Source organism: Bradyrhizobium sp. MV1.5, assembly GCF_055807615.1.
This window is the reverse complement of the sequence record NZ_JBVVPL010000040.1, coordinates 1-19,974: the sequence shown is the minus strand read 5'-3', so window position 1 is coordinate 19,974 and position 19,974 is coordinate 1. Positions and strand designations below refer to the sequence as shown.

The window sequence follows — 19,974 nt, the reverse complement described above, 5'->3', positions numbered from 1 at the left end:
CAAGAACGTGGACAGCAAGATCGTGGCAAGGAGCAGACGACGGCACGGCGTCGCCATCGTCAAACCGCCCTGCTAAGCGCGCCGCCGTCGGGATGAGGCGCGGCAGAGCCCGCGGGCGCATGATTGACGACGAGGCCGGTCGCGATGGTGTCGTACTTCGCCAGCGCGGCGGTCACCCGTCGCATCGCCGCCGAACCGAGCTCGCCGGCGCGCACCACCGGGATGATCAGGTCCGCGTGCGCGGCGAGCGCGATCGCATCTGGCTGCAAGGCAAGATTGTTCGCATGGACGATGATCAGGTCGAACTCCGAGCGAATGTCGTCCTCCGGCCGCGCATTGGCCTTCCTGCCGGCGCTCAGCAGCTCGTCGATCGACTGGAGCCCCGCAGTGGTGGAGCCGTCCTGCCATTCGGTCACCGGTGGCTGGGCGCCCGCAAATTCCGGCTGCAGCCTTATCAGCACGCTCATCATCCCGCGATTGACCGCCGCGCGGTTGAGGGAGCGCGCAACGGTGTTGCCGCCGGCGCTCTTGCCGACCGACAGCACGAGTGCGACCTTGCAGCCGCGCACCGGGGCATGATCGATACGCTCGAGCAGCGGACGCAAGTAAGCGCCGAGATCGAGCTCGGCTGTTGCGGCAATCGGTCGTTGCCACACAGTGTTGGGCGCCGCTCCCGACACCAGTTCGGGAATGCGGGACCAGACCGGAAGGTTCGGCATCGCCTCGGGTTGCTGCACGGCCGGAGCCGGACGCTGGGCTTGCCGCTTGGACCTCTCCCTCGCCTCCGCTCGCGCGGGCGTTGGAGCCGGAGCCTCGGCAGGATCGGACTTGTCGGACATGCTCGTCATTGCCGCAACCGCAGCGGTTGACGTCAGCAGCGAGCCGATCGCGAGCGCGGCGAGCAGCAGCGCGAGCGGCGGACGCGTCGAGCGCAGCGGCGGGATTGCGGGCGAAGCGATCTTGGTCTGCGAGCTCTGAAGCTGACGCTGCTCGTTGGTCGTCTTGAACCGCGACAAAAACTGCTCGTAGATGTTCTTGTTGGCGTCGGCATCGCGCTGCAGTTCCTGCAGCTTCACGAGCGCCTGGCCGTCCACCAGCATCTGCGTCTCGACCGCCTTGAGCTGCTTTTCCAGCGCGGCCTGCTGCTCGAGCTGGGCCTCGTATTCGGACTTCGCGGTGTCGATGTTCTTCTTCCGCTCGACCTCGATCTGTCTGTTGATGTCAGCCAACTGGCTGTAGGAAATCGCAAGATCAGGATGGCGGTCGCCGTAGACCGCCTTCTTCTGTGCGATCTGGTCGTTCAGGGTCGAGCGCTGCGCGCGCAGCATGCTCAGGAGATCCTGCTTCACCGGACCTTCGACATTCGCCTTGAGATCGCGCTGCACCTGCTCGTAACGCGCCTTGGCTTCCTCGGTGCGCGCGCGAGCCGCGGAGACCTGCTGGTTCAGGTCAGTCACCCGCAATTGCTGGGTGGTGGAATCCTTGCCGGCATTGAGGATCTTGTGCTCGAGCCGGAAGGCTGCGACGGCGTCTTCCGAGACGCGCAGGCGCTCGTTCAGCGCCTTCAGCCGGTCCTTGAGCCAGTCGGCCGCCTCGTCCGTCGCATCGCTGCGGACGCGGCTTTGGGTCGCGACGAACGCCTCTGCGATGGCGTTGGCATAATAAGCCGCCCGCTCCGCACTGTTCGAGGTGAACGAGATGGCGATGACGTAAGTCAGGCCGCGACGCGAGATATCGAGACGGCTGCGGAGTTTTTCGAGCAGGCGCGTCATGTCGGTATGACCGCCTGCGATATCCTCGTCGTCGGCGATCTTGAGCTTCTCGATCAGGGGCCGGAGAAAGCCGTCCGACTTGGCGATCTCGATCTGGCTCTGAAGCGCAGCGGCGTCCTGGCCGATGCCAGGCAGCACGTCCTGATCCGTGGTCACGCGCAGCTCGCGGGGATCGACCACGACGAGCGCCGTCGCGGCATACCGGACCGGCAGCACCATCAGCACGACGAGGCCGAGCGCGAAAAGTGCCAGCGCCAGCATCAGGATGCGCCGGCCGTTCTCGCGCAGGAAAGAGAACGCGCCGGTGAGGGTCAGCGATCCCTTGATCAGCGCGGGTGCGGTGTTGTCGGGCGTCGCCGCCGCAGCCCGCGGCGCTTCCCACGAAGCCGCGGGCTCCGTCGGGGCGATGCTTCGCGGAGATGCGCTTCTACCGAACGCCATGGAATTGGACTCGAAATCAACTGACAGGCACAGCCTAGAGACTTGCTACACCGTAAATATCCATGGTTAACCCGCGGTTACGGCGACCGCGTAGCTCCGTAAACGGTTCGTTAAGAGACGACGCACGGCCCTGCGCGGAGAGCGGTCAGATTACAGGTGACCTTGCGTGCTGAACCTCACACGGCAGCGATGCGCGAACGAGATCCAACCGGATTGTCCCGCCTTCGCGCCATGATGCCGCGGGCAAACAAACGCCGGATCCGGCCGTCAAATCCCGCCGGGAAGCTCGACGCCCGCTTCCGTCAGGTCACGGAGGAATTTCCGCACCAGGAGCATGTTGGTTCTCTGCAGCTCGTGATTATTGCCGAACTTGAACTGGTTGGCTTCGGTTACGATCAGTCCCTGGTCGGTCTCGCGGAAAATGCCTTGCTTCTTCAAGCGATCGGCGCGCCGCCGGACGGTTTCGATAGGCAGACCGAAAAAGCGGGACAGGGCAGCACGGGAAACGCCCTGCTTGATCTTGTCCGGCTCAACCGCCTGGATGCTGCCAAATTGCCGGTCCAGTTCGGGGTTCTTCATGATCTTGAGAACGTTGGCGTTCAAGACCGCATGAATGATCATCAAGTCCAGCGGATCGAAATCGTAGTGGCGGAACATTTCGCTGGCTGCGCACAGCATGTAAGCCAACGAGTGGCGGGAGACGGTTCGGATCAAGTCCGCCGCGATGTCCTCGTCTTTCGCCGTACCAACCATCACCAGTGCCCGCTTCTACGGATTTCCGGTCCAACGCCCACAAGACGGTTGCAAGCCGGTTATGTCTCCGTGGCGCACCGCGTGAGGCAGGACCGGTCTGCTGTTTCCCCCAATATGGGTATGGCCGCGGTTCCATCGGGTCAATAGCTGGCTTGTCGGGAATATCATTTTCACCGATACGAGGTTGAGTTGCCCGGCGCGCAATTGGCGCGTGCCAATTGTGGTCATGGGCCAAATGACATTTATTATCGAAGCTATTAAAGACGACTGCCGCACCGTGGATTTCCGTGACAGCGCGATCGTTGCGGTGATCCTGGCCCGCAAGCACGCGGTGAATGGTTTTGTGGTTTCGATCACGGCGCCGAACGGGCAGCTTTTCTTCGCGGATCAGTTCAACCGTTTGCTGACGAGCAAGGGGCTCGGTTCGGATCCGGCGGCGCAGGAAGTTGGACGGCGCTAAAGCGGGCTTTGTTACGGCACGCGCAATCCTGGAAGCAGTGCAGCGAGTTGTAATCGCGAAATCGCGGACGCCGCTGGGGATGAAACCGAACGGGTCGGGTGGGGAAATCGGCGCTGATCGCGTATTCCGAAATGGCGCGCCACGGCCGATGAAGATGGGCACTATTGCTTCGCCGCGGCGCAATGATGCTGTATCCAAAATCACGTCAGAACCCGAAGACATGTGATCGCCTGTGATTTAGCGCGCTCAAGCGATGAAATCATTGGACCAATAACTTGATGACGGCATCGGTGAGGTCGCCCCTCAGATCAGCCGGTTGTGCGATGAGGCCCGTGACGTATGCGCCGTTAATGATCAGCGCTATTTGTGACGCGGTGCGGTTGGGATCACCGACGCCAAGTTTGCCAAGCACGACCGCGAGCCTCGTCCGCATTTCCTTCTTGTTGCGCCGGGCGATGACCCGGCCCGGATGGTTTTCGTCAGGAAATTCCGTCGCTAGGTTGAGGAACGGACAACCGCGATAGGCGGGGTGCGTGATCCGCTTTGCGATACCGGATAGCAAAGCCTCGAAAATAGCGCGTGGATCACCCGCGTGCTGGTCTTCAATACGATCCCACCACGCCCAGAACAACCGATCCTGTTCGGCGGCGAAGGCAGCAATCAAGGCGTCCTTCGATTCAAAAAGGCGATAGAGACTCGTCTTCGAGACACCGGATCGCTCGACGACCGTGTCTACGCCGATGGCGCGGATGCCTTCGCGGTAAAACAATTCGCTTGCCGTCGCAAGGATACGCTCGCGGGCGCTCACTTCGCCCTTTGGCGGGGCGCCCCGCCGGGGTCGGATTACTGTCTCCATATCCGCTTGCTCTCGCTTTGATGACTTATCGTTTGACAAAGTTACAGACCTGTCCGTAATATAAAAGTTACTAACAGGTCTGTAACTTTAATGGAGAAATATCGATGCGTGCGATGCAGGCGGAAACGTTCTCCGGCTATGGCGGGCTGCGGCAGATCGAATTGCTCAAACCGAAACCCGCAAAGGACAGGTTGCTGGTTCGCGTCACGGCCGCCGGCGTCACGCCGCTTGATCACACAATTCTGTCGGGTGGGCTGCCCCGGGCGAAGGCGCCATTGGTGCTCGGCAATGAAGGTGTCGGCGTGATCGAGGATGCCGGCGACTCCGGTTTTGCGGTGGGAAGTCGCGTGATGTTCGCCGGTCCCTATGGCGTTCGCGAAAATGGCGCATGGCAAGAATGGCTGCTGGTGAGCCCCAAAGATGCAACGCTCGTGCCCGACGCGATCGACAATGTCGTCGCGGCCAGCCTCCCGGTGGCCTATCTGACGGCGCAGATCACGCTGACGCTCGCAGGGTTCAAACCGGGCAAATCGGTGCTGGCTCCGGCAATCGGTGGGTCGGTGGGCAACGCGACCTATCAGCTCGCGCGGGCACAGGGCGCCGGCAAGGTGATTTCAACGGCCGGCAGCGCTGCGAAAGCTGCCAGAGCACGCGAGCTTGGCTTCGAAGACGTGATTGACCTTTCCGCGGAAGATCTTGCCGACGGCGTACGCCGGATAACGGACGGCAAGGGGGTCGACATCGTTATCGATGGCATCGGCGGCACCGTGACCAGTGAGGCGCTGAGCACCCTCACACTCGGCGGTGTCCTGATTACGCTGGGCTATTCCGCCGGACGCAAGACCACGATCGATGTGACAGACCTGATCTGGAAAGGCGCGCGTATGAGCGGTTTCTCTTTGTTCGCCCAGTCACCGCTCGTCGTTGCCGCGGCATGGCGGGACATCATTCCGTTGATCGTGGGCGGATCAGTCAAACCTGTCGTCGAGCGGGTCTATCTCCTCGGTGAAGCGGGCGAAGCCCTGCGCCATCTGATCGAGGATCGACCGTTTGGTAAAGTCGTCCTGGCTGGATGATCGACATGCCAACGCTATCCGCACAGCTCCCGCGCGAGCGCACAATTCGCTGGGACGATCCGCAAGCCTTGGCCGCAGCAGGTCAGACGATGAGCGGGCGAGATTTCCTCGAAGCTATGCTTCGAGGCGACGTTCCGCTCCCGCCGATCTGCCGTCTGGTCGAGTTCAGCATCGACCGAGTTGGGGATGGCAGCGTTGAAATGGTTCTGAAGCCGCAAGAGTCGCAATACAATCCGATCGGCTCAGTCCATGGCGGCATAATCGCCACGGTTCTCGACTCGGCAATGGGCTGCGCCGTCCACACCAAGCTTCCCTTCGGACGGGCGTACACGACGCTGGAGATCAAGGTGAATTACCTCCGGGGCGTCGATCGCGACTCCGGACCAATGAAGGCGGTGGGGCGCGTCATCCATCTGGGCCGCCAGACAGCGATGGCGGAAGCGAGCTTGACGGATGCGAGTGGCAGGCTTTTCGCCCAGGCGAGCACGACCTGCCTGATCTTCGAGGTGGTACCGCATAGAGAACCGTGACGTCGCATGATCGCGGCCGCCGTGAAAGGTCGGTTGCGGCGAGCTAATGACTGCTACTTCAGCGCCAACCAGACCAAATCAGAGCTATATAGCTGGTCAAACAGCGCGCGAGCTGCGGGAAAAATGGCGGAGATCAAGAGCGTTTGCGTCGAACGGTAGCCGCAGGCTGTCCATATCGTGCTTTGGCGTAAATGGCGCGCCCGGAACGATTCGAACGTCCGACCCTCAGATTCGTAGTCTGATGCTCTATCCAGCTGAGCTACGGGCGCGTTTTTCGCTGACAGTGCGGGCATGGCCCGCAGGCAGCCCCCGGCTACGCCGGAGGGGTGCGAAAGAGCGCTTTGACTAACCGCTCTTGCCCCAATTGGCAAGGTCCGGATTGGGGAGATTTTGCTGGGACATGACGGTTTCCGCACTCGGCCGCTGGCCGACCTACGCCCGCGCCCGCTCGTTGCGGACGGAGAGCAGTTCTACGGGGCGGTCGGGGATGACGATCCGGAAGGTGGCACCGATGGTGCCTTCGACCAGATGGATGTCGCCGCCATGGGCGCGGACCAGCTCGGCGGCGATGGCAAGGCCGAGTCCGCTGCCGCCGGGACGGCCGGAGGTCTGGAACGCCTCGAACAGATGTTCGCGGGTCCTCTGCGGCACGCCAGGGCCGGTATCGGAGACCTCGATGATGGCGACCGCGCCCTCGCGTTTTCCCGTGATCCGGATCTGCTGCGCGCCGCCCTCAGCGGACGCATGGCTTTCCAGCGCCTGGGCGGCGTTGCGGACGAGGTTGAGCAGCACGCGGAAGAGCTGGTCGGGATCGGCGTCGACCGCGAGCCCGCGCTCGATCGCGGCGACCCAGGCGATCGAGGCGTCGGAGGCAAGGCCAGCGGTCTCGCGCACCTCCAGCACCACCGGCTCGATCATGATCATGCGCCGGTCGGGCGCGGCTTCCTGGGCGCGGCCGTAAGACAAGGTCGACTGGCAGAAGGCGATGGCGCGCTCGAGCGAACGGACGAGTTTTGGCGCAAAGCGCTGCACCCGCGGATCCGGCACGCTGGCGAGCTGGTCGGACAGGAGTTGCGCCGAGGCCAGCAGGTTGCGCAGATCGTGATTGATCTTGGAGACGGCGAGGCCGAGGGCGGCGAGCCGGCTCTTCTGATGCAGCATCGACATCAGGTCGCGCTGCATGTCCGACAATTCGCGCTCGGCAACCCCGATCTCGTCGCTGCGCTGGCTGGGCACGATGATCCCCGCCGAACTCTCGGGATTTTCGTGGAAGCCGACCAGGCTCGCGGTCAGCCGCCGCATCGGGCGCACGAAGAGATAATGCATGGCGAGATAGACGAGGCCCGCGGTCAGCACCGCGATGATCAGCGCGACCACCACGACGTTGCGGGAGAAGCGGTACATCGACTGCCGCAGCGGCAGCTCGTCGGTGACGATCTCCATGAACTGGGCGTTGCCGACGCCCGGCCCGACGATCCGGATGGCCTGGTTGCCGGTCTCCAGCATCATCCGGAACGAGCCGGTGATCGCCTCCCACGCCGTCATGTCGCGCAGGTCGATGTCGTGCTCGATCGCCGCGGGCAGATTGTCACTGGCGAGCAGACGGCGCTGCTGGCCCATCTTGATGGCGACGGCGCGCGCATTGATGCTTTTCAGGATCTCGCGCGACAGCGAATCGGGAACCATGCCGAGCGGCGCCGCATCGAGCACCAGCGCCGCCGTGTTGGCCGCGGCGACGCGGTCGTTGAGCCGGTTGACCCAGAAGTTGGCGATGGCCGGTACGTAGAGCAGGATGGCCGCGATCATCACCAGGGGAACGGTGAGCAGCAGCAGCTTGCCGGACAGCCCAAGTCCGCGCGTCCCGCGCGGCAGCGCCGCCGGCGGGTCCCGCTGATCCCCATCCTGGATCGGCTGGAGGTCTGTCGCTGCCACGAAATTCGCCCTCGCTGCCTTTGCCGGATGAAAGATGTCGCCGGGTGAAGGGTGTTGGCGCGTATGAAGATGCGGCCCGCCCCCAGCGCGGTCAAATTACAGATCGTCAATCTGCCAAGGTCGGATGTAAGCGCAGATCTGGCGAGTCGCTACCTCAAGGGTTAAAAACCCCGCACAAACAGCGATATTCGCCGGAATTGAGCTCTTGTGCGGCGTTGACGAAAAGAAGGCGCTCGCTTATAAGCCGGCCAATTGTCCGCGATGACCCGGTGTGACGCCGGGAGCGGCTCTCTTGGGGCCGAAAAAGGCCCATTTTGGGCAGCATCTTCCGGACTTTATCATCAATTCTACAGGCAAATTGCCCGGTCAGCGGAGAAAAACCCGTGAAGCGGACTTATCAACCCAGCAAACTGGTGCGCAAGCGCCGTCACGGCTTCCGTGCCCGTCTCGCCACGGCCGGCGGCCGAAAGGTGCTCGCCGCCCGCCGCGCCCGCGGCCGCAAGCGTCTGAGCGCCTGAGCCGGACCCCCTTTTTGGGATTTCATCATGGATCGGCTGAGGCAGCGAGCGGATTTCCTCGCCGTTGCCAATGGCGCGCGGGTGAATAGTCCCGCGTTCGTCCTGCAAAGCCTTGACCGCCAAAGCCTTGACCGAGACGACAGCGGTCCGATCCGGATCGGCTTCACCGTCACCAAAAAGAACGGCAACGCTCCCCAGCGCAATCGCATCCGGCGCCGGCTTCGCGAACTGGTGAAGCGGCTCGATCCGGTGTCAATGCAGCCCCATCATGATTATGTGCTGGTCGGCCGAAGGGACGCGCTCTCGCGCGACTTCGCCGCCATGCTCGACGATCTGCGCATGGCGTTCGCGAAGCCCGCGCGGCATACGCACAAGGGACGCGGCCCAAGAAGCAGCCCAAAAACCGACTCAAGAACCGACGGCTTAAAGCCCGGCCCCGCTCCTGCGACCAGCCGCAAACCGGATTGATGACGAGAGAATGATGACCGACAACCGCAATACCATCCTCGCCGTCATTCTGTCGGGCTTCGTGCTGATCGCCTGGCAGTATTTCTACAACATGCCGGCTATGGAGAAGCAGCGCGCCCAGCAACAGGCGCAGGCCGAGCTGCAGAAGACCACGCCGCAGCCGACGGCTTCCGCGACGCCGGGCGCCACGCCGCAGGCCGGCAGCACGGCCCAACCGGCGACGCCGAGCGCGAACCAGCAAGCCCAGCCGGTCGTTGCGCGCGACGTTGCGATTGCCGCCAGCCCGCGCGTGAAGATCGAGACGCCGCGGATCGCCGGCAGCATCTCGCTGAAGGGCGGACGCATCGACGATGTCGCGCTGGTGCAATTCCGCGAAACGGTCGATCCGAAGTCACCCCCGATTATTCTGTATTCGCCCTCGGGGACCGCGGAGCCCTATTACGCCGAGTTCGGCTGGGTGCCGGCCACGGGCGTGACGGCGAAACTGCCGGACGCGCAGACCGTCTGGCAGCAGGACGGCAGCGGCAGCCTGACGCCGACCACGCCGGTGGTGCTGAAATGGGACAATGGCGAAGGCCTCAGCTTCCGCCGCACCATCGCGGTCGACGACCACTACCTCTTCACCGTCAAGGACGAGGTGAGCAATGTCGGCAACGCGCCGGTCACGCTCTATCCGTTCGCGCTGATCTCGCGCCACGGCACGCCGCAGGTCTCCGGCTACTACATCCTGCATGAAGGCCTGATCGGCTATCTCGATGGCTTGCAGGAATACGCCTACAAGAAAATCGACGAAGCCAGGACGGTGAACTTCAAGGCCACCAATGGCTGGCTCGGCATGACCGACAAATACTGGGCCTCGGCGCTGCTGCCGGACACCAGTGCGCAGATTCAGGCGCGCTTCTCGTCGAACCCGAGCGGCAACGTCCACACCTACCAGACCGATTATCTGCTCGATCCCGTCACCGTCGCGATCGGCGGCTCCGCGACCGCGAACGCGCGGCTGTTCGCCGGCGCGAAGGAAGCCAGCGTCGTCGGCATCAACTTCCCGCTCGCCGGCCATGGCGGCTACAACAAGGAACTCGGCCTCAACCATTTCGATCTGTTGATCGACTGGGGCTGGTTCTACTTCATCACCAAGCCGATGTTCCTCGGCCTCGACTTCTTCTACCGCTTCTTCGGCAATTTCGGCATCTCGATCCTGCTCGTGACCGTGATCGTGAAGCTCCTGTTCTTCCCGCTGGCGAACAAGTCCTACGCCTCGATGGCGAAGATGAAGTCGGTCCAACCGCAGCTTCAGGCGCTGAAGGAGCGCTACCCCGACGACAAGGTGAAGCAGCAGCAGGAGATGATGGAGATCTACCGCAAGGAGAAGATCAATCCGGTCGCCGGCTGTCTTCCCGTGGTGATCCAGATCCCGGTGTTCTTCTCGCTGTACAAGGTGCTGTTCGTCACCATCGAGATGCGGCACGCGCCGTTCTTCGGCTGGATCAAGGATCTTTCCGCGCCGGACCCGACCAACCTGTTCACTCTGTTCGGGTTGATCCCGTTCGATCCGACCACGATCCCGGTGTTCGGCCACTACCTGGCGCTCGGCATCTGGCCGATCATCATGGGCATCACGATGTGGTTCCAGATGAAGCTGAATCCGACGCCGCCGGATCCGACGCAGCAGATGATCTTCAACTGGATGCCGCTGATCTTCACCTTCATGCTGGCGGGTTTCCCGGCAGGCCTCGTGATCTACTGGGCCTGGAACAACACGCTCTCGGTGCTGCAGCAGAGCTTCATCATGCGCCGCAACGGCGTGAAGGTGGAGTTGTTCGATAATCTCAAGGCGACGTTCGCGAAGAAGGCGACGTAGCTCCACTCTGTCATTCCGGGCTGGTGCGAAGCACCAGACCCGGAATCTCGAGATTCCGGGTTCGATGCTTCGCATCGCCCCGGAATGACAGCAAGCAAAGAGCCTTCGCATGACTGACGACAAAGATGCGAAGCTGATCGAGGTCGGGCGAAAGCTGTTCACGCGCGACTGGCAGTTCATCTGGGCCTCGCCCTCGACTGAAACGCTGCCGCCAATGGCGGGACTGGAGATCGCCTTTGCCGGCCGCTCCAATGTCGGCAAGTCCAGCCTGATCAACGCGCTGACCGGCCGCAACGCGCTGGCGCGCACCTCGCATACGCCGGGCCGCACCCAGGAGCTGATCTTCTTCGAGGTCCCCGGGAAAAGTGACCTGCGCCTCGTCGACATGCCCGGCTATGGCTATGCCAAGGCGCCGAAGAGCCAGGTCGCGTCCTGGACCGAGCTGATCCACAAATTCCTGCTCGGACGCGCCAACCTCGCGCGCGTCTACGTGCTGGTCGACGCGCGGCACGGCCTCAAGGACGTCGATCTCGAAGTCCTGAAGACACTCGATCGCTCCGCGGTCAGCTACCAGATCGTGCTGACCAAGGCCGACCAGATCAAGACCACCGAGCTTCAATCGCGCATCGTCGAGACCGAGGCCGCGCTCGCCAAACGTCCGGCCGCGTTCCCGAACGTGCTCGCGACCTCGTCACGGAGCGCGACCGGCATGGCCGAGCTGCGCGCCGCGATCGCAAAGCTGCTGGAAGAGCGGACCTCGTGATGGCGGCATTCCGCCTGCTGATCGGGCTTGCCGGTGTGATGGGCGCCGCCGGCGTCGCGCTGGCCGCGGCTTCCGCGCATGGCGGCGATGCGAGCCGGCTCGCCGCCGCAAGCGCCATGCTGCTGTTTCATGCAACCGCCATACTCGCGGCCGTCGCCCTGCTCGGGCGTGGCCTTCTGCACGACGGAATTGGCATCGTCGCCGCGTCCGGCTTCGCAGCCGGCGCCGCGCTGTTCGCGGGCGACCTCACCTTGCGGCAATATGCCGGCCATTCGTTGTTTCCATATGCGGCGCCGACGGGTGGGTCGGTGATGATCTTGAGCTGGCTGGCGGTGACGCTCGCGGCGGTGGTGGGGCAGCGGTGATCCGTAGCCCGGATGAAGCGAAGCGCAATCCGGGAGAGCTTGCATGAGCAGATTCCCGGATTACGCTTCGCTCCATCCGGGCTACGCGGCTGCGTCGGGGGTACGAAGACCACTTTGCGCCCCACGCGCCAATCGGATAGAACGCGGCCCGAGTATCCCGCCAGCGAGATCCGCCTCATGACCGAAATCTCCCCGCTCGACCAGGCCCGCATCCTGTCCGAAGCGCTGCCGCACATGCAGCAGTATGACGAGGAAACCATCGTCATCAAGTATGGCGGCCATGCCATGGGCGACGAAGAGACCGCGAAGAATTTTGCCCGCGACATCGTGCTGCTCGAGCAGACCGCGATCAATCCGGTGGTGGTGCATGGCGGCGGCCCGCAGATCGCGACCATGCTCAAGCGACTCGGCATCGTCTCGGAATTCGCCGCCGGCCTGCGCATCACCGATGCCGCGACCATCGAGATCGTCGAGATGGTGCTCGCCGGCTCCGTCAACAAGCAGATCGTCGGCTACATCAACGAGGCCGGCGGCAAGGCGGTCGGGCTATCCGGCAAGGACGCCAACATGGTGAAGGCGTCCAAGACGACGCGCACCATCATGGATCCGGACTCGCACATCGAGAAGGCGGTCGATCTCGGCTTCGTCGGCGATCCCGAGAAAGTCGATCTCACGCTGCTCAACCAGCTGATCGGCTACGAGCTGATCCCGGTGCTCGCGCCGCTCGCGACCTCGAAAGAGGGCCAGACGCTGAACGTCAACGCCGACACTTTCGCAGGTGCCGTGGCCGGCGCGCTGAAGGCGAAGCGACTGCTGCTGCTCACCGACGTGCCGGGCGTGCTCGACAAGTCCAAGAAGCTGATCCCGCAGCTCTCGGTCAAGGACGCGCGAAAGCTGATCGCCGACGGCACCATTTCCGGCGGCATGATCCCGAAGGTCGAGACCTGCATCTACGCGCTCGAACAGGGCGTGGAGGGTGTCGTCATCATCGACGGCAAGATGCAGCACGCGGTGCTGCTCGAGCTCTTCACCAACACCGGCACGGGCACGCTGATCCACAAGTGATGAAGAGCGGGCCAAAGAAAGCCGTCATGGCCGGGCTTGTCCCGGCCATCCACGACCTTTTGTCCCGCGCCAAGAACGTGGATGGCCGGAACAAGTCCGGCCATGACGAGCGGAGCGCGAGGCGGCAGCGCCGCTCCGTCCTGACGCGCTTCCTGATGACCCTCCCTGCCGCGGCCATCTCGTTCGTGTTCTCCTCCGCACCGGCCTTCGCCGACCTGAAGATCTGCAATCGCATGTCTTATGTCGTCGAGGCCGCGATCGGCATCGACGACAAGGCGGCGACCGCGACGCGCGGCTGGTTCAGGATCGACCCCGCCACCTGCCGCGTGGTGGTGCAGGGCACGCTCTCCGCCGACCGCATCCTGCTCAACGCCCGCGCGCTTGGCGTCTACGGCGCATCCCCGATCCCGCAGAACGGCAGCGACACGCTGTGCGTCGCGCAGGACAATTTCGTCATCGCGGCCGCGCGGCAGTGCCGCAGCGGCCAGACCCAGGCCGCCTTCACCCAGATCACGCCGACGCAAGGCGCGGACGGTAATTTCGTCGCCTATCTCGCCGAGGACTCCGAATATGACGACGAGCAGGCCCGCCTTGCCGGCATCCAGCGGCTTTTGGTGATCGCAGGCTACGACGCCGCGCCGATCGACGGCGTCGACGGGCCGAAGACGCAAGGCGCGCTGGCCGCCTTCCTGAAGAGCCGCGGATTGTCCTCCGACATCCTTTCGTCGCCGAACTTCTTCAAGACCATGGTCGATGCCGTGCAGACCCCGTCTGCGACCGGCCTCACCTGGTGCAACGACACCACGCACAAGGTGATGGCGGCGGTCGCCACCGACGACGGCAAGGCGGTGACCAGCCGCGGCTGGTATCGCATCGACCCCAAGACCTGCCTGCACCCTGATGTCAGCGGCCAGCCGAGGCAGATCTTCAGCTTTGCGGAAGCCATCGACGCCGACAACCGAATCGTCAAGCTGAAGGACAAGCCGCTGAACTGGGGCGGCGACAGGCAGCTTTGCACGCGCGAGACCAAGTTCGAGACCAACGAGCAGACCGACTGCGGCGCGCGCGGCTTCGCGGCCACGGGCTTTGGCGCGGTGGACATGTCGAGCGGCGGCAAGACGCTGCGGTTTGCGATGCCGTGATTGGTGGTGTTGTGATCAGGACGCGCACTCCGCTGTCGTCCTGGCGAAAGCCAGGAGCCATGACCGCAGGATTGGGTTTGGCAGAGAACGACGACCAGAGTGCCCCAATGATCCGTCACGGCCTATGGGTCCTGGCTTTCGCCAGGACGACGATTGAGGGTGGAGCGCCGCCGCGGTCAACGGATAGAGAGTGAAAATGAAATCTCCCCGCGCCTTCGCCCATGTCGACACCTGGGTGTTCGACCTCGACAACACGCTCTATCCGCACCACGTCAATCTGTGGCAGCAGGTCGATGCGCGGATCACCGAGTTCGTTTGCAACTGGCTGAATCTGACGCCGGTGGAAGCGCGCAAGATCCAGAAGGATTATTACCAGCGCTTCGGCACCACCATGCGCGGCATGATGACCCTGCATGGCGTCCGCGCCGACGACTATCTCGCCTACGTCCACAAGATCGACCACTCCCCGCTGGAGCCGAACCCGGCGCTGGGCGAGGCCATCGCAAAACTGCCGGGACGAAAGCTGATCCTGACCAACGGCTCGGTCGATCATGTCGATGCGGTGCTGGCCCGGCTCGGCTTTGCCACGCATTTCGACGGCGTGTTCGACATCATCGCCGCCGACTTCGAGCCGAAGCCGGCGCCGCAGACCTACCGCAAGTTTCTCGCCGACCACGCGGTCGATCCGACTCGCGCCGCGATGTTCGAGGACCTCGCCCGCAACCTCACCGTCCCGCACGAGCTCGGCATGACCACCGTGCTGGTGGTGCCGGACGGGACGAAAGAGGTCGTGCGTGAGGACTGGGAGCTCGCGGGCCGTGACGCCGCCCATGTCGACCACGTCACGGATGATCTGGCGGGGTTTTTGGGCAGGCTGTCGCATTGAACGGTAGCCCGGATGGAGCGCGAGCGAAATCCGGGGCTTTGTTGCGGTGAGACCGCCCCGGAATGCGCTTCGCTCCTTCCGGGCTACGGTCTTCGCGGGTGATGACACCGAACCAAGCTTGACTCCGTCCCCCCAAATCCCGAAAAAGCGCTCCAAATCACCGCAAATTCCCGCCTGCCTGTGAGGAAATCCCGATGTCCCTGTCCGCCCTCGAATCCACCATCAACGGCGCCTTCGAGGCGCGCGACGGCGTCTCGACCTCGACCAGGGGCGAGGTCCGCGAGGCCGTGGATCACGCGCTGGAGATTCTGGACAAGGGTGAGGCCCGCGTTGCCGAGCGAGGCACCGACGGCAAGTGGAAGGTCAATCAATGGTTGAAGAAGGCGGTGCTGCTCTCGTTCCGCCTCAACGACATGGGCGCCATTCCCGGCGGCCCCGGCAAGGCGGCCTGGTGGGACAAGGTGCCCTCGAAGTTTGACGGCTGGGGCGAGAACCGGTTTCGCGACGCCGGTTTCCGCGCCGTCCCCGGCTCTATCGTGCGCCGCTCGGCCTTCATCGCCCGCAACGTCGTGCTGATGCCGTCCTTCGTCAATCTCGGCGCCTATGTCGATGAATCCACCATGATCGACACCTGGTCGACCGTCGGCTCCTGCGCGCAGATCGGCAAGCGCGTGCACATCTCCGGCGGCGTCGGCATCGGCGGCGTGCTCGAGCCGCTGCAGGCCGAGCCTGTCATCATCGAGGACGATTGCTTCATCGGCGCGCGCTCCGAGGTCGCCGAGGGCGTGATCGTGCGCAAGGGCGCGGTGCTGTCGATGGGCGTATTCCTGGGTGCCTCGACCAAGATCGTCGACCGCGAGACCGGCGAGATCTTCATCGGCGAGGTGCCGGAATATTCGGTCGTCGTTCCCGGCGCGCTGCCCGGTAAGCCCATGAAGAACGGCCAGATCGGCCCGAGCACCGCCTGCGCCGTCATCGTCAAGCGCGTCGACGAGCGCACGCGCTCCAAGACCAGCATCAACGAGCTGCTGCGGGATTAGGGACTAACTATCTCACCGTCACCCTGAGGTGCTCGCCTCTTCTGCGAGCCTCGAAGGGCGACGGCCCGGCTGCCAGCAGCATCGTGGCCGCTCATCCTTCGAGGCTCCCCTGCGGTGCTCTGCACCGCAGGGGAGCACCTCAGGATGACGGGTCTGGCAGCGGCATCGAACCCACCCTTCCCCCATCGCGACCAACATCCGGGCGGCCTCTCCCGCCCGGAGCCTTTGGCATGGACTGGACGTGGTATCTCTTCCGCTTCGACGGCCGCATCAACCGCGCCCTGCTGTGGCAGGCGCTGCTGATCGTCATGTTGCTGGCCTGCATGCTCGGGATGATCGACCAGGCCATCAAGGTGCTGAACGGGGCCGCAACTTTCGCCTTCAACTTCAAGGTCGACTTCGATTTCGGTGTCGACGACATCTTCAACGTGGTCGATCCCAGGGCCTACCGTCTGCTGGCAACCACCGATCGCGCGACCCTCATCCTCAAGGTGCTCGGCAGCTCGCTATTCCTGTGGATCTACCTCGCAACCGCGACCAAGCGACTGCACGATCGCGACCGGAGCGGGTGGTGGCTGGTTCCGTTCTTCGTCGTGCCCGCGTTGTTCGACCAGTTCTCGGACCTGCTGCCGACCGAATCAAACTGGGTTCTTGCCCTCGCCTGGGCCGTGCACATTCCGTGGTTTTGGGGCCTCGTGGAAATGTTCATTGTCCCCGGCACCTCCGGCGACAACCGGTTCGGCCCCGATCCGTTGGCCGAGGTTGAAGATGACTCCGCGCCCGCCCCGCCTGCGACGAAAAGCTGGGACCAGCAGAGCGAGATCGAATTTGTCCCGCCCAGTGCTAGCCCGCCCGGCGGCATGCATGTTAAGCGGGGTGCATGACCGATGCTCTCTCGATTGCCCGCGATCTCATCCGCTGCCCCTCGGTAACCCCGGCCGATGCCGGTGCGCTGGGCGTGCTCGAACAGGTTCTCACCGCAGCCGGCTTCACATGCCACCGCGTCACCTTCAGCGAGCCCGGCACCGCCGACGTCGACAATCTCTATGCTCGGATCGGCACTGACGGGCCGCACATCACCTTTGCCGGCCACACCGACGTGGTGCCGCCGGGCGACGAGAGCGCCTGGAGCGTCGGCGCGTTCTCCGGCGAGGTGAAGGACGGCTTTCTGCATGGCCGCGGCGCAGTCGACATGAAGGGCGGCATCGCCTGCTCGGTCGCCGCGGTGCTGGAGCATCTCGCCGCGAACGACGGCAAGCCGCGCAGCGACGGCCAAACATCAGGCTCGGGTTCGATCTCGTTCCTGATCACCGGCGACGAGGAAGACGTCTCCATCAACGGCACCATCAAGCTGCTGAAGTGGGCCGCCGAGCGTGGCGAAAAATTCGACCATTGCGTGCTCGGCGAGCCGTCCAACGTCGAGACGCTCGGCGACACCATCAAGGTCGGCCGCCGCGGCTCGCAATCCGGCACGCTCTACGTGGACGGCGTGCAGGGCCACGTCGCCTATCCGCACCGCGCCGCCAATCCGGTACCTGATATCGCGCGGCTGATCGTGGCGATCTCGGACGAGCCGCTCGACCATGGCAGCGCGGCGTTCCAGGCCTCCAATCTCGAATTCACCTCGGTCGACGTCGGCAACACCGCCAACAACGTCATCCCGGGACAAGCCCGCGCAAAATTCAACATCCGCTACAACGACAATCACACCCAGGCGAGCCTGCGCGAGCTGGTCGAGACGCGGCTGACAAAAGCCTGCGGCAACCGCATCCGCGCCCGCATCGTCTGGGAGCCCTCGAACTCGAACGTGTTCGTGACCAAGCCCGGCCCGTTCACCGAACTCGCGGTGTCCGCGATCGAGGAGGTGACGGGCCGCAAGCCGGAGCTGTCGACCTCAGGCGGCACCTCGGATGCGCGCTTCATTTCGAGCTATTGCCCGGTGATCGAATTCGGCCTGGTCGGCCAGACCATGCACCAAATCGACGAGCGTGTGCCGGTCAGGGACCTGGAGCAGCTGACGAAGGTGTATCGCGGGATTTTGGCGAGGTATTTTGGGTAGGCCACGACTGCCGCGCGATTCTCCGCTGTCATCGTCCGCGAAGGCGGACGATCCAGTATTCCAGAGACAGCGCTGATTGAGCCGAGACGCCGCGGCGTACTGGATGCCCCGCCTGCGCGGGGCATGACGCCGGTGGGGAGGCGAGAACTCCCCGCTCCTAATAATCCACCTGCATCAGGTACAGCCCGTCCGGCGGGGCGACGATGCCGCAGGCGGCGCGGTTGCGCGCGGCGAGCGCTGCGGAGAGATCGTCGGCGGTCCAGCGGCCCTCGCCGACCCACATCAGTGACCCCACCATCGAGCGCACCTGGCTGTGCAGGAACGAGCGCGCCGAGGTGAGAATCGTGATCTCGCGCCCATCGCGCAACACGTCGAGCTGATCGAGCGTCTTCTCCGGCGATTTGGCCTGGCACTCGGTGTCGCGGAAGGTGGTGAAATCGTGCTTGCCGAGCAGCCGTTGTGCCGCCGCATGCATCGCATCGGCGTCGAGCCGGCGCGGCACGCGCCAGGCGTGGCCGGCATCGAGCGCGAGATTGGCGCGGGTGTTGACGATGCGATAGCGGTAGTGGCGCTTCACGGCCGAGAAGCGCGCCTCGAAAGTCTCCGGCACAATCTCGGCTTCGAGCACGGCGATGGGATGCGGGCGCAGATGCGCGTTCAAGCCATCGCGAAAACGGCCCTGCGGAAACTGCTTGTCGATATCGACATGCGCGACCTGGCCACGCGCATGCACGCCGGCATCGGTGCGCCCGGCACCGTGCACGCGCGCATCCGCGCCGGTCATCGCCTTCACGGCCGCTTCCAGCGCGCCCTGCACCGAGGGCAGCGTCTCCTGCACCTGCCAGCCGAAGAACGGCGCGCCGTCATATTCGATGATGAGCTTGTAGCGGGGCATCTTGTCCAGTTTCGCTGTCATCGCCCGGCTCGACCGGGCGATCCAGTACTCCGCAGCCTATCCGTTCGACCGAGAAGCCTCGGCGTACTGGATACCCCGCCTTCGCGGGGTATGACAGCGTCACTTGAATTGGGCGCCTGCCTTCAACGGCACGCCACGCAGGAAGTCCGCGGCCTGCATGCGCGCCTTGCCTTCGCGCTGGAGCTCGAGAAGGCGGATTGCGCCCTCGCCGCACGCGACGGTGAGGTGATCGTCGAGCACCTCGCCAGGTGCGCCCGTGCCGTTCGCCAGCTCGCAGCGCAGAATCTTGACCCGCGCATTCTCAAGCTCGGCCCAGGCGCCGGGAAACGGCGACAGGCCGTGGATATGGCGCAGCACCTCGCGCGCGGGCCTGGTCCAGTCGATCCGCGCCTCGGCCTTGTCGATCTTGGCGGCATAGGTGACGCCGTCCTCGCTCTGCGGCTTAAGCTGGAGCCCGCCGCGATCGAGCGCGGCCATGGCGCGCACCATCAGATCGGCACCGAGCCGGGACAGACGATCGTGCAGATCGCGCGCGGTCATATTGTCCGTGATCGCGAGCCGTTCCGCCATGGCGACGTCGCCGGTGTCCAGCCCGACATCCATCTTCATCACCATCACGCCGCTCTCGGCATCGCCGGCCATGATCGCGCGGTTGATGGGAGCCGCACCGCGCCAGCGTGGCAGCAGCGATGCGTGCAGATTGTAACAGCCGAGCTTTGGCGCATCGAGGATCGCCTGCGGCAGGATCATACCATAGGCGACGACGACGGCCGCATCGGCATCGAAGGCGCGAAATTCTTCCAGCGCCTCCGGCGTTTTCAAAGTCTTCGGCGTCAGCACGGGCACGCCGAGCTTTCGCGCGGCCTCTTCCACCGGGGTCGGCTGCAATTGCAGGCCGCGCCGGCCGCCGGGCTTCGGCGCGCGCGTGTACACGGCCACGATCTCGTGGCCATGCGCGATGAGCTCGAGCAGCGTCGGCACGGAGAAATCGGGCGTGCCCATGAAAATCAGGCGGAGGGACATGACAAGGACTCGGTACGTTCCCTCCCCCCTTGTGGGGGAGGGTGGGGG

General features: G+C 64.2%; 20 protein-coding genes and 1 tRNA gene. 14 read left to right on the top strand and 7 right to left on the bottom strand.

All coding sequences use genetic code 11. The features are described 5' to 3' along the window. Nucleotides 1-59: 59 nt before the first annotated feature. Both AC0L2J_RS28220 and AC0L2J_RS28215 read right to left on the bottom strand, forming a co-directional pair. Nucleotides 60-2,213, bottom strand: a complete 2,154-nt coding sequence (locus AC0L2J_RS28220) for a GumC family protein (protein ID WP_473395171.1) — start codon at nt 2,211-2,213, stop codon at nt 60-62. A 267-nt stretch (nt 2,214-2,480) separates the two neighbouring features. Continuing rightward, nucleotides 2,481-2,966, bottom strand: a complete 486-nt coding sequence (locus AC0L2J_RS28215; protein WP_007615614.1) for a hypothetical protein — start codon at nt 2,964-2,966, stop codon at nt 2,481-2,483. Nucleotides 2,967-3,201: 235 nt separating this feature from the next. Between AC0L2J_RS28215 and AC0L2J_RS28210 the strand changes: the two genes are divergently transcribed. Continuing rightward, entirely contained in the window at nt 3,202-3,426 is a 225-nt protein-coding gene (locus AC0L2J_RS28210) for a hypothetical protein (RefSeq protein WP_245313502.1), read from the top strand. A 259-nt stretch (nt 3,427-3,685) separates the two neighbouring features. On the opposite strand, the gene AC0L2J_RS28205 is transcribed toward AC0L2J_RS28210, so the two are convergent. Then, nucleotides 3,686-4,234, bottom strand: coding sequence for a TetR/AcrR family transcriptional regulator (locus AC0L2J_RS28205; protein WP_473395170.1), 549 nt, complete (start codon nt 4,232-4,234; stop codon nt 3,686-3,688). A 152-nt stretch (nt 4,235-4,386) separates the two neighbouring features. On the opposite strand from AC0L2J_RS28205, the gene AC0L2J_RS28200 reads away from it, so the two are divergent. Both AC0L2J_RS28200 and AC0L2J_RS28195 read left to right on the top strand, forming a co-directional pair. Next, nucleotides 4,387-5,358 carry a quinone oxidoreductase family protein gene (locus tag AC0L2J_RS28200; protein ID WP_007615617.1) on the top strand — a complete coding sequence of 324 codons (972 nt, stop codon included), beginning with the start codon at nt 4,387-4,389 and terminating at the stop codon, nt 5,356-5,358. A gap of 5 nt (nt 5,359-5,363) precedes the next feature. Next, nucleotides 5,364-5,888 (top strand): PaaI family thioesterase, encoded by a 525-nt coding sequence (locus AC0L2J_RS28195; protein WP_473251203.1) that lies wholly within the window; start codon nt 5,364-5,366, stop codon nt 5,886-5,888. Between the two features lie 192 nt (nt 5,889-6,080). Here AC0L2J_RS28195 and AC0L2J_RS28190 read toward each other — a convergent pair. Both AC0L2J_RS28190 and AC0L2J_RS28185 read right to left on the bottom strand, forming a co-directional pair. Beyond that, a tRNA-Arg gene (locus tag AC0L2J_RS28190) sits at nt 6,081-6,157 on the bottom strand. 163 nt (nt 6,158-6,320) lie between these two features. Then, a complete protein-coding gene (locus AC0L2J_RS28185; RefSeq protein ID WP_007604696.1) occupies nt 6,321-7,820 on the bottom strand; it encodes an ATP-binding protein in 1,500 nt (499 codons plus the stop codon). A 383-nt stretch (nt 7,821-8,203) separates the two neighbouring features. Between AC0L2J_RS28185 and rpmH the strand changes: the two genes are divergently transcribed. From rpmH to dapE, 11 genes are all read left to right on the top strand, one after another. After that, nucleotides 8,204-8,338 (top strand): 50S ribosomal protein L34, encoded by a 135-nt coding sequence (rpmH, locus tag AC0L2J_RS28180; protein WP_008542748.1) that lies wholly within the window; start codon nt 8,204-8,206, stop codon nt 8,336-8,338. Nucleotides 8,339-8,365: 27 nt separating this feature from the next. Then, nucleotides 8,366-8,806, top strand: a complete 441-nt coding sequence (rnpA, locus tag AC0L2J_RS28175) for a ribonuclease P protein component (protein ID WP_007604695.1) — start codon at nt 8,366-8,368, stop codon at nt 8,804-8,806. A 13-nt stretch (nt 8,807-8,819) separates the two neighbouring features. Next, entirely contained in the window at nt 8,820-10,667 is a 1,848-nt protein-coding gene (gene yidC, locus AC0L2J_RS28170; protein WP_007604694.1) for a membrane protein insertase YidC, read from the top strand. 109 nt (nt 10,668-10,776) lie between these two features. Continuing rightward, complete coding sequence (yihA, locus tag AC0L2J_RS28165) at nt 10,777-11,430, top strand: ribosome biogenesis GTP-binding protein YihA/YsxC (RefSeq protein WP_473395169.1); 654 nt, start codon at nt 10,777-10,779, stop codon at nt 11,428-11,430. Then, nucleotides 11,430-11,795: a DUF423 domain-containing protein gene (locus AC0L2J_RS28160; RefSeq protein ID WP_007604692.1), complete on the top strand. Its 366-nt coding sequence runs from the start codon at nt 11,430-11,432 to the stop codon at nt 11,793-11,795. The genes yihA and AC0L2J_RS28160 overlap by 1 nt, the downstream gene beginning before the upstream one ends. A gap of 177 nt (nt 11,796-11,972) precedes the next feature. Continuing rightward, entirely contained in the window at nt 11,973-12,860 is an 888-nt protein-coding gene (gene argB / locus AC0L2J_RS28155) for an acetylglutamate kinase (RefSeq protein WP_007597683.1), read from the top strand. A gap of 155 nt (nt 12,861-13,015) precedes the next feature. Beyond that, a complete protein-coding gene (locus AC0L2J_RS28150) occupies nt 13,016-14,002 on the top strand; it encodes a DUF1036 domain-containing protein (RefSeq protein WP_473395193.1) in 987 nt (328 codons plus the stop codon). Between the two features lie 196 nt (nt 14,003-14,198). After that, nucleotides 14,199-14,888: a pyrimidine 5'-nucleotidase gene (locus tag AC0L2J_RS28145; protein ID WP_063994220.1), complete on the top strand. Its 690-nt coding sequence runs from the start codon at nt 14,199-14,201 to the stop codon at nt 14,886-14,888. Nucleotides 14,889-15,082: 194 nt separating this feature from the next. Further along, entirely contained in the window at nt 15,083-15,928 is an 846-nt protein-coding gene (gene dapD, locus AC0L2J_RS28140; RefSeq protein WP_007604689.1) for a 2,3,4,5-tetrahydropyridine-2,6-dicarboxylate N-succinyltransferase, read from the top strand. 230 nt (nt 15,929-16,158) lie between these two features. Continuing rightward, nucleotides 16,159-16,812 (top strand): DUF805 domain-containing protein, encoded by a 654-nt coding sequence (locus tag AC0L2J_RS28135; protein WP_473395168.1) that lies wholly within the window; start codon nt 16,159-16,161, stop codon nt 16,810-16,812. Then, a complete protein-coding gene (gene dapE / locus AC0L2J_RS28130) occupies nt 16,809-17,987 on the top strand; it encodes a succinyl-diaminopimelate desuccinylase (RefSeq protein WP_473251205.1) in 1,179 nt (392 codons plus the stop codon). Before AC0L2J_RS28135 ends, dapE begins: the two co-directional genes overlap by 4 nt. A 157-nt stretch (nt 17,988-18,144) precedes the next feature. Here dapE and truA read toward each other — a convergent pair whose 3' ends face one another. Beyond that, nucleotides 18,145-18,882, bottom strand: coding sequence for a tRNA pseudouridine(38-40) synthase TruA (truA, locus tag AC0L2J_RS28125; RefSeq protein WP_473395192.1), 738 nt, complete (start codon nt 18,880-18,882; stop codon nt 18,145-18,147). A 120-nt stretch (nt 18,883-19,002) separates the two neighbouring features. After that, on the bottom strand, nt 19,003-19,926 hold the full coding sequence (fmt, locus tag AC0L2J_RS28120) for a methionyl-tRNA formyltransferase (RefSeq protein WP_473395167.1): 924 nt from the start codon (nt 19,924-19,926) through the stop codon (nt 19,003-19,005). Nucleotides 19,927-19,974: the final 48 nt, after the last annotated feature.

What these genes read in the sequence shown, in the direction of transcription:
- dapE (WP_473251205.1), top strand. Translation starts at nt 16,809, where the DNA reads ATGACCGATGCTCTCTCGATTGCCCGCGATCTCATCCGCTGCCCCTCG.
- AC0L2J_RS28200 (WP_007615617.1), top strand. Translation starts at nt 4,387, where the DNA reads ATGCGTGCGATGCAGGCGGAAACGTTCTCCGGCTATGGCGGGCTGCGG.
- AC0L2J_RS28215 (WP_007615614.1), bottom strand. Translation starts at nt 2,966, where the DNA reads ATGGTTGGTACGGCGAAAGACGAGGACATCGCGGCGGACTTGATCCGA.
- AC0L2J_RS28135 (WP_473395168.1), top strand. Translation starts at nt 16,159, where the DNA reads ATGGACTGGACGTGGTATCTCTTCCGCTTCGACGGCCGCATCAACCGC.
- AC0L2J_RS28210 (WP_245313502.1), top strand. Translation starts at nt 3,202, where the DNA reads ATGACATTTATTATCGAAGCTATTAAAGACGACTGCCGCACCGTGGAT.
- yihA (WP_473395169.1), top strand. Translation starts at nt 10,777, where the DNA reads ATGACTGACGACAAAGATGCGAAGCTGATCGAGGTCGGGCGAAAGCTG.
- rnpA (WP_007604695.1), top strand. Translation starts at nt 8,366, where the DNA reads ATGGATCGGCTGAGGCAGCGAGCGGATTTCCTCGCCGTTGCCAATGGC.
- truA (WP_473395192.1), bottom strand. Translation starts at nt 18,882, where the DNA reads ATGCCCCGCTACAAGCTCATCATCGAATATGACGGCGCGCCGTTCTTC.
- argB (WP_007597683.1), top strand. Translation starts at nt 11,973, where the DNA reads ATGACCGAAATCTCCCCGCTCGACCAGGCCCGCATCCTGTCCGAAGCG.
- yidC (WP_007604694.1), top strand. Translation starts at nt 8,820, where the DNA reads ATGACCGACAACCGCAATACCATCCTCGCCGTCATTCTGTCGGGCTTC.
- AC0L2J_RS28220 (WP_473395171.1), bottom strand. Translation starts at nt 2,213, where the DNA reads ATGGCGTTCGGTAGAAGCGCATCTCCGCGAAGCATCGCCCCGACGGAG.
- AC0L2J_RS28150 (WP_473395193.1), top strand. Translation starts at nt 13,016, where the DNA reads ATGACCCTCCCTGCCGCGGCCATCTCGTTCGTGTTCTCCTCCGCACCG.
- dapD (WP_007604689.1), top strand. Translation starts at nt 15,083, where the DNA reads ATGTCCCTGTCCGCCCTCGAATCCACCATCAACGGCGCCTTCGAGGCG.
- AC0L2J_RS28195 (WP_473251203.1), top strand. Translation starts at nt 5,364, where the DNA reads ATGCCAACGCTATCCGCACAGCTCCCGCGCGAGCGCACAATTCGCTGG.
- AC0L2J_RS28160 (WP_007604692.1), top strand. Translation starts at nt 11,430, where the DNA reads ATGGCGGCATTCCGCCTGCTGATCGGGCTTGCCGGTGTGATGGGCGCC.
- fmt (WP_473395167.1), bottom strand. Translation starts at nt 19,926, where the DNA reads ATGTCCCTCCGCCTGATTTTCATGGGCACGCCCGATTTCTCCGTGCCG.
- AC0L2J_RS28145 (WP_063994220.1), top strand. Translation starts at nt 14,199, where the DNA reads ATGAAATCTCCCCGCGCCTTCGCCCATGTCGACACCTGGGTGTTCGAC.